This is a genomic window from Aquimarina sp. I32.4, assembly GCF_002924285.1.
Classification (GTDB): Bacteria; Bacteroidota; Bacteroidia; order Flavobacteriales; family Flavobacteriaceae; genus Aquimarina.
Map to the genome: position 1 here is coordinate 45993 of NZ_PGUB01000005.1, position 11952 is coordinate 57944.

Below are 11952 nucleotides of genomic sequence, written 5' to 3' on the forward strand. Positions count from 1 at the left end.
TTATCGTTTTAAAACCAGAAACCCTGTTTCTTTTTTCAAGTTATGAGGTCCATTTATTTTTATATTGAAGAAATAGGTCCCTTCTGGCAGTTCATCTCCCCCTAAACTTCTTTTTCTATTTGCTATTCCTTTAAAGGTTTTTGCGTTATTATCATATCCTTCTGCTTCATAAACCAAATCTCCCCATCGGTTATAAATCGATACCTTATTATTTGGATATTCTTCAATACCATGGATCTCCCAGTATTCATTAACCCCATCACCATCTGGAGAAAACCCATACCTTGTCTGATCTTCTAGTCGAGGCACCACATAAACCGTAATAGAATCCTCTGTAATACACCCTTGATTACTGGTAAACACTACAGTATAAGTAACCGTCTGATTTGGATTTGCCATTGGGTTTACTATATCAGAAGCACTTAATCCTATAGATGGGCTCCAACTATATGTCCCTGCAGAAGTTCCCTCTGCATGTAGTTGTACTATTTCTCCCTCTCTAATATCCTGATCTTCTCCTGCTTCTACGGTTTCTTCTTGTTGATATACTCTAAACACACAATCTGAACTATTATCACTTGCATCGGTTGCTGTAATGGTTATCTGCATCCCATCTATAATAGGGCTTCCTGCAGGGGGATTTTGTATAATTATCGGATTAGTATCTATATTATCTATCACAGTAAGTAATCCACGGTAATCAAGAACAGAAGATGCATCACAAGAAAGCTCCTGATCTATAAGGCATCCTGATATTACAGGGCCATCGGTATCTACAATCGTTGTCGTAATTATAAAACTACATTGATTACTATTTCCAGATGTATCGGTTACAGTCATTTCAACTGTCATTCCATCTACAAAAGGTGATCCAGCTACTGGTAACTGAGTTAATACTGGAGAATTATCACAATTATCCAAAACAGTTACTAGGCTAGTGTAATCAGGCAATACAGTTCCACTATCCAGAGATTGATTACTCAAACAATCTATTGTTGGTCGTTCTGTATCTGAAATAGTAATAGTTTGCACCACATCAATACTATTTCTCGCACCATCTGTTACACTATATCTTCGTGAAATTGTAGTTCCAGTTGGGGTATCATCAACAAATGCAATTACAGGCGTACCGCAATTATCAGCCGCATCAGTAACTACTGCAATATCAGGAGTAGGTACATCTGTAACACAACTTACTGTAATTGCAGACGGGTTACTTGCTGTAGGATTACTAGTATCGTTAATAGTGATTGTTTGAGTAACATTTATACTATTTCCCGCACCATCTGTTACACTATATCTTCGTGAAATTGTAGTGCCAATTGGAGTATCATCAACAAATGCAACTACAGGTGTACCGCAATTATCAGCCGCATCAGTAACTACTGCAATATCAGGAGTAAGTACATCTGTAGCACAATTTACCGTAATTGTAGGTGGGTTACTTGCTGTAGGATTACTAGTATCGTTAATAGTGATTGTTTGAGTAACATTTATACTATTTCCCGCACCATCTGTTACACTATATCTTCGTGAAATTGTAGTTCCAATTGGGGTATCATCAACAAATGCAACTACAGGTGTACCGCAATTATCAGCCGCATCAGTAACTACTGCAATATCAGGAGTAGGTACATCTGTAGCACAACTTACTGTAATTGCGGATGGGTTACTTGCTGTAGGGTTACTAGTATCGTTAATAGTGATTGTTTGAGTAACATTTATACTGTTACCAGCACCATCTGTTACGCTATAGGTTCTTGTGACAACCTCTGGGTTACTACCCCCATCGCTCACATCACTCACAAAAGCAACAGTTGGGGTATCACCACTATTATCTGCCTCATCTGTAACGACCAATGGATCTGCTGTTGGAATATCTGTCGAACATTGTATATTAATTGGTAAGGGATTACTAGCTGTTGGATCTTCGGTATCGACACCAGGAATTGTTACCTCAAAATTACATCGAGTTTCTTTTCCGCTATTATCTCTAACAGTAATTGTAATTGTTGTATTTGCTGTAAATGAAGTTCCTATATCTGGGCTTTGTGTAATCTCAAGATTCGTATCACAATCATCTGTCGCGACTACAGAGCCTCTATAATCAGGTAAATTAGACCCAGAAGCTAATATTTGATTACTTGGACATGTTGTAATCTGTGGAGCCTCTATATCAGGAATATTTTTTCCAAAAATAACATGAGCAAACCCAGGGTCACTATTCACTAAATAGTTATACGCATATCGGCGGTATCTCCCTATAATAAGATCATCGATTCCATCATTATTAACATCTCCAGCATAGGCTCCAACCCCTTTTATAGAATAACTTGAAAATTCATCTACCCTAAATCCATACGTATGAACTCCAAAACTTGTAGGAACAGTAGCTTCCCAAGTAGCTTTACCATAAAGGACTCCTCCTGTAGAAGAGCTACCCTTAATAATTACATCTTGATACCCATCATTATTAAAATCTCCTATATGATTAAGCATACTTAAATTTGAAGAAAATGAAAAACCGTTAGTGCCATCAAGAGTTGCTAAATCTACCTCAGCAGAAAAAGTATTTTTCCCAAACAAAACAAATTGATTTCTAAAAGATATATCTTTAAAACCATCATTATTTATATCATCTGTTGCACCTACTTCTGCATAGGTTATATCAACAACAGAATGTGTCACTGCAAAACCATTAGCACCATTTAAATCTTCCACATTTAGTGTTGCAGGGTAATTTGATGATCTTCCAAACACAACATGCTTTCTATCAGTATTTCCTCCAATCACTATATCATTGATCCCATCTCCATTTGTATCTCCTACATTAGCTACAGAACGGCTTACTACATGCAAAGACGTTCCACTATTTGTAATAACGCACCCATTAACTCCATTAATTTCATCTGTTTTAATACTAGCAGGAAAACCTGATCCTGATCCATATACAATAAAACATTTTCCTTTTATATTACGTGAATCATTAGAGCTATTTGCTATAATTATATCATCAATCCCATCCCCATTTATATCTCCTAAATTATCTAGATCAATTCCTAAAAATTCTTGACTTATCCCTTTTATCACAAAACCATTTGTACCATCAATAGTTGATAAATCTACTATTGGTGTAAACCCTGATGACGAGCCAAAAATAACATATACAGCTCCTGCTCTATACCCACCACTATCACTTCTACGAAAGGGCTCACTCAATATAATATCGTCTATACCATCATTATTAACATCTCCTGCAGTATCTGCTTTATAAAAATGATTATCACTACCTGTTTTAACATAAGGGATTAATTCATTACTTATTTTAAAACCATCTGAACCACTCAAATCCTTTAAAAATATGTTTGAAGGAAACCCAGAAGTTGTTCCATATACTATATAAACACCTCCAATAACATTAATATGATATCCTCTATATGGGCCAGTAAAATTAACAACATCTCCTTTTGCTACTACTATAAAATCATCAATCCCATCGTTATTAACATCTCCCGCAGTATTCACATCATAACCAGTCTCACTATGAGGTTCTTCTCCATATAACGTAAAACCATTTGTACCATTAAGGTTACTGATAGAAAAATTTGTGGTGCTACAATCTATTTCTTCTGAACTGGTTTCTAGATTTACTGTAAATGAGCAAAAGCCTGTATTACCAGATCTGTCTGTTGCTGTTATGGTAACACTTGTATTTGAGGTAAATAAAGTTCCTTCTGGAGGAGTTTGCGTATATACCATATCTGTATTATAGCTACAATTATCTGTTGCTGATGCTAAAAACTGTATATAATTAGGTAAAGGCGTATTTGTATATAATTCTTGAACACCATTGGGGCAGTTTATTATTGGATCTTCTGTATCAATAACATCTAGTGTATTGCCAAAAAAAACATGAAATGCACCTTTTGTTCTATATGTATCGCTATTATTTAGTTTTTCTCCTACAATAAAATCATTGAATCCATCATTATTAAAATCTCCTGCATTACTTACAGAGTGGCCAAACCCCTTATAACTATACCTTTGATCGTCAAAAATCTGATATCCGTTGGTTCCCTTAAGCTCTAAACTTTGTAATTTATTAGGAAGCGCAGTCCCCCCGTATAATATATAAGCTCCTCCGCTTCTTGCATACCCATCCCAATGAGGAACAGACACTATTAAATCTGTAATCCCATCACTATTAACATCTGATAATCCATCTAAATCAGAAATTCTATATGGATACAAATACCACCCTGCTTCAAAAACAAATTTGTCTCCATCAGGCAAATCCGATACTCTAAACGAAGTAGAGAAAGTAGTATTTTTACCGTATAGCACATATGCTTTTCTAGAACTTGCAATAGCAAGATCATCAACCCCATCATTATTAAAATCTTTTGCTGGAGCTACAGAATTACCTAAGGACTCATATTCTATATCTTCTGTTATATAAAAGCCATTAGTTCCATTTAAAGTAGACAACTCAAAAGTTGCTGCAAAATTGGTGTTTCTCCCAAAAATAACGGCTACTCTTCCTGCTGCCCTAGTTGCACCTTCATTATACCTTGGAAACCCCAAAACCAAATCTTCTACCCCATCATTATTTATATCTCCTGCATTACTTACCTGTATACCATCCCATCTAAAACTTCCAGAAAATCCCTGTATAACAAATCCATTTGTACCATCTAAATCTGCACTATTTATGCTCCCAATAGTAGGATTTCCATACACAACATAAGCTTTACCAGAAGTAGATAAAGCACCTCCAATTATAATATCATCAATTCCATCCCTATTTACATCTCCTGCATTACTTACATTTTGATGTGAATTAGTATCTTCTATAAGAATACCATTTACACCATCAATATCTGATCTTGTGTAAAGTGGCAAAAAACCAGTAGTGCTACCAAATATAATGATCACATCATTAGAGTAGGTACCTATTAAAACATCTTCCAATCCATCATTGTTAATATCTCCCGCCCTACTTACACTATATCCTAATCGTTCACCAGTAACAATACCCCTTACCACAAAACCATTCGTACCATCTAGCGTATTAATATCGACAGAAGCAGAAGTAATACCAGTACCTCCAAAAACAACATAAGCCTCACCTATATTTTCTACAGTACCATCATCAACTCCAGGGGCTCCTACAATAATATCTGAGATCCCATCTCCGTTTACATCTCCTAACTCACTAACAGATTCTCCCATATCATCTGTTTCATTTTTCCCTTCTTGACTAAAATGGTGAGTATCGTTTGTATCTGATATTTGTACATCTGGACACCCCTGCCCAAATGACACAAAAGAACTACAAAACAATAGAATACATATCGCTTGTATCTTTGAATTAATCCCGAAATTACATATCAACCAAGTCATGTTATTTATATTTTGGGGCAAAACTATATTGCATTCCATTAATAAAAACCACTGAAAACAGTGATTTATGCAAATGATCAAATAACAAATGATGTGTTAATTATATAATCAAGATGAGCATTATATAATTAACACATCATAAGCCTTCCTTTTTTTTAATCTTACAATCTCTTTATTTCAATAAATAATCCTGTTTAAAAATTTTAATATCCTTTTATTACAAAATTGCAATATAAACTTGCTATAAATAATCTTTTTTATAGATAGGAATACAACGCCTCTCTAAAAAACTCTAAACAAATAACAACCAACATAATAACTCTATTACTCACATTTAATTCATCAAACACCCCCCTGTTTTCAGGGTAGTACATTTCACTATAAAAGGTGTTTTACTCAGGTTACTTCTCTCTCATCTTTGCACTGTGATTATTAGTCATCAAAACAAGTATCAAAAAAAACAGATATATGAAGACTATAAAATTGCAAAAAATAAATACTAACCCTTAAAAACCAAAAATCATGACTTGGGGAATCACATTAATTTTATTAAGTATTATAGCAGTACCATCTTTATTGTTATCAAAAAAACCAAACGCAAAAGAACTTCTTGAAAAAATCGAGCCTTACCAAGGATGGATCGGACTAGTTTTCTGTTTCTGGGGTATATGGGGAGTAATCAGTTCTATTTTAGGCCTAGGTTGGTTTGCTTCATTTCCTATACGATGGACTGTTTATTTAGCTGGAAACGCAATAGAAGCAATATTAGGATTTATGCTAGGTTTTGGAATGATCAACAAGCTTGTATTATCTAAAAACGAAGCTGCTAAAGAAAAAGCAATCGCTCTAAGAGAAAAAATAGCTCCAAAACAAGGGAAATTAGGAGTTCTAGGATTAATCATAGGAGCATTAATGATTGTATTATCATTCTTACCTTACTAAAAATAAAACAATGAAAAAGCTAGTTTTTATACTCTTACTTACAGTCACTTCTGTATTTTCTCAAGAAAATAGCAAAACGCTAACTATTGTAGGAGAAGCAGGCAAACAGGTAGAAATTGAGAATTATTTCCTTACCATTTCGCTAAAACAAATTGTTGCTGATGGTTATCAACAACTAGAGCCCAAAAGCTTATCAGAAGTAGAACAACTATATACAGATAAATTAAAAGCTATAGGAGTTGATTTCAGTAAGTTTAGTAAAAACACGCTTTATCAGCTATACACTTCTTATTCTCAGGTAAACGATGTATCCTATTACAATTACTCAACATCCTCTGAAGAAGAAATGATTAAAATTATTGGGCAAAAAATGAATGGGTTGACAATTACACAGGTAGAAGCTACAGCCAAAGAAAAAACAAATACAGAATTGGTTGCTCTTACACAAACTGCAATTGAAGACGCAAAGAAAAAAGCTCAAAAAATAGCAGAAGGTCTTAACACAAAGTTAGGAGACATCATAAAAATTGAAGATTCTAGTAGTAAAATGCAATACATCAATATGTATAAACCACAAGAGGTTCAAAAACAACTTATAACAGTTACTTTTAAACTAGAACAATAAAACAGTTTATTCACAAATTAATTAATATATAAATTCGAATAATGAAAACAAAAATTGTAATCTTAGCCGTAATCTTAGCTTTCGGAAGTAGTTTTAATAGCCAAGCGCAAAAGCTAAAGAAATTTGGAAGCTCTATCGAAAAAAAGATAGGACCTAAAACTATAAAAGTACCTTATACAGATGTAGTATCTTATTTAGGATATGCATCTCCAGGTAACGAGGATGAAGTAAAAGATGATAAGAAGTTCTATTACATCTATGTATGGGTTCCTGCTGTTGCTCCAGAATTAGGTATCAGAATGATGTCTCCTGTAGGAAAAACTAAAATCAAAAAAGCTATAAAATCAGCTGCATATACAGAAAATGCTAAATCTTCTGAGTACTTTGATACTTACATTACATTAGAGCGTTCTGATATCATCAGCAAAGATAACATTAGCGAAGACGCTGTAAAAAGTGCTAATTGGGTAACATTAGAGCGTAATGATGATAGTAGTGAGATGCCAAAACAACCAAGCGGAAGTAGCTATAACTCATTATTAAGATACAAAAGTGAAGCTGGTAATCCTACCAAAGCACTTACTGTTGGATTATACCGTATAGGTTTTACAACATACAAAAGAGGTGTGGTAAAAGGTACTTTCTTAGCAGAAGTTGCAGCTCCTATCAAATTACCAGGAGTAGTAATGGCTAAGACTATCAGTGAATTAAAAAAAGGGCTATAAAATTGTAGTTGAATAGTTTTACCCCCAATGGTTATTCCTATATTTTTTTTAGGTTTAAAATATAGGAATAACCAATTTCTACTCTACATATCAAAATTATGTGTCATCAAAGTATGGAATCTACTCAAGGTAAAGATGCTGCTTCAATCCTACAAGAATATGGACTTAGTGTAAGTGATTGGGGAATGGTTGGAGCACACTGGACTCCAAAAATGGGAGAATATATGGAAAAATACAATGCAGAATTTGCATCTGCAAAAGTAGGAGATGATATAGATTTCTAAAAAAACCATTCATGATTGCGGATGACCCAGGACTCACCAGAAATCCCATAACACTATAGAACTAGTATGGTGATAGCGGGTCATCCTATATGAATACAATTATTCTTCTAAAGTAGAAAAATCAAATATCTCCTCAATATCCGCTACCAGATAGTATCCCCCTAACCCTACTTCAAAGAAATAGTATTAACATACTATACTCACAGGGTATACTTTGTCACTCTTTCAAACAACTAATCTTACTTATTAAACTATGCTTCTTTATCTTTTGTCCTGTATTTACATTTACCACCACACATAACACACTGAAAAACAAGTAACAAAATTAACACCAAAGCACTTCTTATATTAAATTAGTTTATTTCAACAATAAAATCTCATATTTGTAACAAATTTACAGAATAAAAAATCTGAAAATTTTATATAAAGATTAATCTATTTTGAACATAAAAATGTGTGCCTTTTTATTTAAACTAAATCAATTATTATGAAAACAAGAATCTTAATTTTATTGAGTATTTTATTCGCCTTAGGAACTTCTGTAGATTCTCAAGCACAGAAATTAAAAAAGTTTGGTGGTTTAACAGAAAAAAAAATAGGGCCAAAAACTATAAAAGTACCGTATACTGATATAGTAACCTATTTAGGATATGCAGCACCAGGTAATGAAGATGAAATAGTAGATAATAAGAAATTTTACTACATCTATGTATGGGTACCTGCAGTAGCTCCAGAATTAGGAGTAAGAATGATGTCTCCAGTGGGAAAAAACAAAGTTAAAGGAGCAACTATGTCTAAGGCTTATGAAGACAATGCTAGCTCAAGTGACTTTTTTGACACTTACATTACTTTAGAGCGTTCTAATATAATAAGCAAAGACAAAATTACAGAAGAAGGTGTAAAGTCTGCAAAATGGGTTACACTAGAACGTAATGATGACAGTAGTGAAATGCCTAAGCAACCAAGTGGTAGCAGCTATAACTCTTTATTAAGATATAAGAGTGACATTGGTAACCCTACAAAAGCGTTAACTGTTGGATTATACCGTATCGGTTTTACTACTTATAAAACTGGTGAAGTAAAAGGTACTTTCTTAGCTCAAGTAGCAGCTCCTATCAAATTACCAGGAGTTGTAATGGCTAAAACTATTGAAAACTTAAAAAAAGGTTTATAATATTTAACCACAATTCACAATAAGCACACATTTATAATTATTCCTACACTTTCTATAAAAAGAAGTGTAGGAATTTTTATTTTACAACATATTTTGTGTCAAAGAATTTGAGCTTTCATTTTTTCTACGATATTATAAGCAGCAGGGCAAATTGCCACATTTTTAATAGTCAAACTAGATATTTTCTGAAATTTTTTACGATCTGTATGAGGGTATTCTCGACAAGCTTTGGGCCTAACCTCATAAATTGAACAATAATTATCTGCTCCAAGAAAAGTACATGGTGTTTGCTGTAAAACCAAATCCCCATCTTCATCTGTTTGTAAATATTGTGCTTCAAACTGCCTAGGTTTTATCCTAAAAAATTTTGCTATACGCTCTACGTCTTTATCTGTAAATAATGGGCCTGTTGTTTTACAACAATTTGCGCATTGCAAACAATCAGTAGTAGCAAATTCATCATCATGTAGTTCTTGCATCATATTATCTAGCTTCTTGGGAGGCTTTTTTTTGAGCTTGGCAAAGAACTTTTTGTTCTCGTTATGTTTATCTTTGGCCAGTTGTGGTAATTGATCTATGAATTCTTGCATACTGCAAAAATAAAACTTTTGATAGTTATGAATAGTAATTACCTATATATTCCGTTTTAATTGAGATTAATCCAGCATTATTAAACATTTTAAATAATACCTGAATATATTTTATATATCATGAATAAAGACATTTTTGGAACTGCAATCAAAGATTTTTACAATAAAAAATACACAGAAGATATCACTGTACTTGCTGATGATTTTGATGATGATCACATTCCTATTCCGTACTTATTCAGAACGTATACTGAGATGCCAAAAATAGAACAAAAAGCATTGGATCTCTCCTATGGAAAAGTACTTGATGTTGGTAGTGGTGCTGGTAGTCATAGCCTATTTCTTCAAAATGAAAAAAAATTAGATGTAACAGCTTTAGATATCTCTGATGGTGCAATCCAGATTTGTAAAGAACGAGGAATAAAACAAACAATAGTTCAGGATATATTTAATCATTCCTCTACTACCTATGATACGATACTTTTTTTAATGAATGGTAGTGGTATTATTGGCTCTCTAGATCGTATTGACTTATTTTTTACACATATCAAGACATTACTTTCTAAAAATGGACAGGTTTTAATAGACTCATCAGATATTTCTTATCTTTTTCAGGATGACGATGGTAGTTTCTGGGTAGATATTTCTGCTGGATATTATGGCGAAATGCAATATAAACTCAAATACAAAAATCAAGAATCAGAACAGTTTGATTGGTTATATATAGACTATAATACATTACAAAATGCTGCAAATACCAATGGTTTAATCTCTGAATTAGTATTTGAAGGAGAAAATAACGATTATCTAGCCAAACTTACTTTGGCTATCGATTAATCTAATTTTTTATTACAGAGGTGGTATAATTTTTGTGCTAGAAATTATTTAAAAAATAAATCGTGTGCAACTAATAAAACTTTTGGGGTATATATTCATTTCTTCTTTCATCCTTATTGGATGTTCAGATGATGATAACACCATTACCAATAGCGTATTACAAGCTAGTAATAGACAACCTCTAGGAAGTTCAGCAAATGATCTCTTAAGTGATACAAATTATAATAGTCTTACTATAGAGATTGTTGCAGTACAAGGTTTTGAACCCACCAGAGATGCAATTGAAGGATTTAGAGATTTTTTGCAAGACCGATTATTTAAACCCAACGGAATTACTATAACACAACGTTCTATACCATCTTCTGGTAAAGCTCCGTTTGCAATTGAGGAAATTGCAGAGATAGAAAATACCAACAGAACTTTATTTAATAAAGAAGATGATATTACAGTATATATCTATTTTGCCGATGGTCGCAGAGAAGCGGATACTAGTGAGCAGGTTACATTGGGGTCTGCTTACTTAAACACTTCTATCGTAATTTATAAAGAAACATTACTTCAACTAAGTACTAGAACGGGTTCTCCTGCACTAAGCGCAATAGAAACTGCCACTTTAAATCATGAATTCGCCCATTTAATGGGACTTGTGAATTTAGGAACCCCTTTACAATCTCAACATGAAGATAGTGAAGAGCATAATCATTGTAATGTATCTGGATGCCTTATGGAGTCTGCTATAAAATTTGGAATGGGAATGATGAGTATTGGCGATATGATCCCTCAATTAGATTCACAGTGCATTGCTGATTTAAGAGCCAATGGTGGAAAATAAAAAAGCACCATCTTCTACCATTTCTTATTTAAAATGTTTTTTTTGATGATGCTTTTTTGAGAAAAAATCTCTCTCTCTCTCTCTTTCACTCTTCTCTAATGATTTTTTTGATCTACAAAAGGTACTAATTTCACTAATGAAAATGCTCCTATAGCCATTACTATATCTCGCACTGCTACATCAATATAATGTCCATTTCCTATAAGCAACAAAGCAATAACTAATAACCACCCCATCACTACATATCCTCCCACTTGAGGGCGATAAAGCACCAAAATACCAGCAACAACTTCTACAACTCCAATTATTGCCATAAAAACTCCTATCTCAAAAGGCAAGATCTCAACCATTCCAATAGCTACATATTGCTTCCAGTTTGTAAGTATGTTCATAAATTTATCTAGTCCTGCTACTATAGGTATCAAACCATAGGTGTATTTTAATACCGTAACAACTTGTCTAATCTGTAAATTCATAACTTCATTTATTTTATTATTTGATTTTTAGATAAAAAAACAGTTCATTTAGTTACAAAGTTTT

General features: G+C 33.4%; 10 protein-coding genes. 7 read left to right on the forward strand and 3 right to left on the reverse strand.

Annotation, left to right across the window (positions count from 1 at the left end; translation table 11 throughout):
- Positions 1–5403: a gliding motility-associated C-terminal domain-containing protein gene (locus CVD18_RS01905; protein ID WP_158250369.1), complete on the reverse strand. Its 5403-nt coding sequence runs from the start codon at positions 5401–5403 to the stop codon at positions 1–3.
- 522 nt (positions 5404–5925) lie between these two features.
- On the opposite strand from CVD18_RS01905, the gene CVD18_RS01910 reads away from it, so the two are divergent.
- The 5 genes from CVD18_RS01910 (at position 5926) to CVD18_RS01925 (ending at position 9153) form a co-directional block, all read left to right on the forward strand.
- Positions 5926–6345, forward strand: coding sequence for a hypothetical protein (locus CVD18_RS01910; RefSeq protein ID WP_103863754.1), 420 nt, complete (start codon positions 5926–5928; stop codon positions 6343–6345).
- Between the two features lie 10 nt (positions 6346–6355).
- Positions 6356–6970: an SIMPL domain-containing protein gene (locus tag CVD18_RS01915; protein WP_103863755.1), complete on the forward strand. Its 615-nt coding sequence runs from the start codon at positions 6356–6358 to the stop codon at positions 6968–6970.
- A 41-nt stretch (positions 6971–7011) separates the two neighbouring features.
- Positions 7012–7695, forward strand: a complete 684-nt coding sequence (locus CVD18_RS01920) for a Lipl32 family lipoprotein (protein WP_103863756.1) — start codon at positions 7012–7014, stop codon at positions 7693–7695.
- Positions 7696–7808: 113 nt separating this feature from the next.
- Positions 7809–7979: a hypothetical protein gene (locus CVD18_RS22310; protein ID WP_158250370.1), complete on the forward strand. Its 171-nt coding sequence runs from the start codon at positions 7809–7811 to the stop codon at positions 7977–7979.
- 487 nt (positions 7980–8466) lie between these two features.
- Positions 8467–9153 (forward strand): Lipl32 family lipoprotein, encoded by a 687-nt coding sequence (locus CVD18_RS01925; protein WP_103863757.1) that lies wholly within the window; start codon positions 8467–8469, stop codon positions 9151–9153.
- A 98-nt stretch (positions 9154–9251) separates the two neighbouring features.
- Here CVD18_RS01925 and CVD18_RS01930 read toward each other — a convergent pair whose 3' ends face one another.
- Positions 9252–9743: a YkgJ family cysteine cluster protein gene (locus CVD18_RS01930; RefSeq protein WP_103863758.1), complete on the reverse strand. Its 492-nt coding sequence runs from the start codon at positions 9741–9743 to the stop codon at positions 9252–9254.
- 120 nt (positions 9744–9863) lie between these two features.
- Between CVD18_RS01930 and CVD18_RS01935 the strand changes: the two genes are divergently transcribed.
- Positions 9864–10580, forward strand: coding sequence for a bifunctional 2-polyprenyl-6-hydroxyphenol methylase/3-demethylubiquinol 3-O-methyltransferase UbiG (locus CVD18_RS01935; RefSeq protein ID WP_103863759.1), 717 nt, complete (start codon positions 9864–9866; stop codon positions 10578–10580).
- 64 nt (positions 10581–10644) lie between these two features.
- The gene (locus tag CVD18_RS01940) at positions 10645–11412 is read left to right on the forward strand and encodes a hypothetical protein (RefSeq protein ID WP_103863760.1); all 768 of its coding nucleotides are present in this window, start codon (positions 10645–10647) and stop codon (positions 11410–11412) included.
- A gap of 95 nt (positions 11413–11507) precedes the next feature.
- Here CVD18_RS01940 and CVD18_RS01945 read toward each other — a convergent pair whose 3' ends face one another.
- Complete coding sequence (locus CVD18_RS01945; protein WP_103863761.1) at positions 11508–11888, reverse strand: hypothetical protein; 381 nt, start codon at positions 11886–11888, stop codon at positions 11508–11510.
- Positions 11889–11952: the final 64 nt, after the last annotated feature.

Bases quoted from the DNA above. Each gene is read 5' to 3' on its own strand.
- CVD18_RS01905 (WP_158250369.1), bottom strand. From the start codon at position 5,403: ATGACTTGGTTGATATGTAATTTCGGGATTAATTCAAAGATACAAGCG.
- CVD18_RS01910 (WP_103863754.1), top strand. From the start codon at position 5,926: ATGACTTGGGGAATCACATTAATTTTATTAAGTATTATAGCAGTACCA.
- CVD18_RS01915 (WP_103863755.1), top strand. From the start codon at position 6,356: ATGAAAAAGCTAGTTTTTATACTCTTACTTACAGTCACTTCTGTATTT.
- CVD18_RS01920 (WP_103863756.1), top strand. From the start codon at position 7,012: ATGAAAACAAAAATTGTAATCTTAGCCGTAATCTTAGCTTTCGGAAGT.
- CVD18_RS22310 (WP_158250370.1), top strand. From the start codon at position 7,809: ATGGAATCTACTCAAGGTAAAGATGCTGCTTCAATCCTACAAGAATAT.
- CVD18_RS01925 (WP_103863757.1), top strand. From the start codon at position 8,467: ATGAAAACAAGAATCTTAATTTTATTGAGTATTTTATTCGCCTTAGGA.
- CVD18_RS01930 (WP_103863758.1), bottom strand. From the start codon at position 9,743: ATGCAAGAATTCATAGATCAATTACCACAACTGGCCAAAGATAAACAT.
- CVD18_RS01935 (WP_103863759.1), top strand. From the start codon at position 9,864: ATGAATAAAGACATTTTTGGAACTGCAATCAAAGATTTTTACAATAAA.
- CVD18_RS01945 (WP_103863761.1), bottom strand. From the start codon at position 11,888: ATGAATTTACAGATTAGACAAGTTGTTACGGTATTAAAATACACCTAT.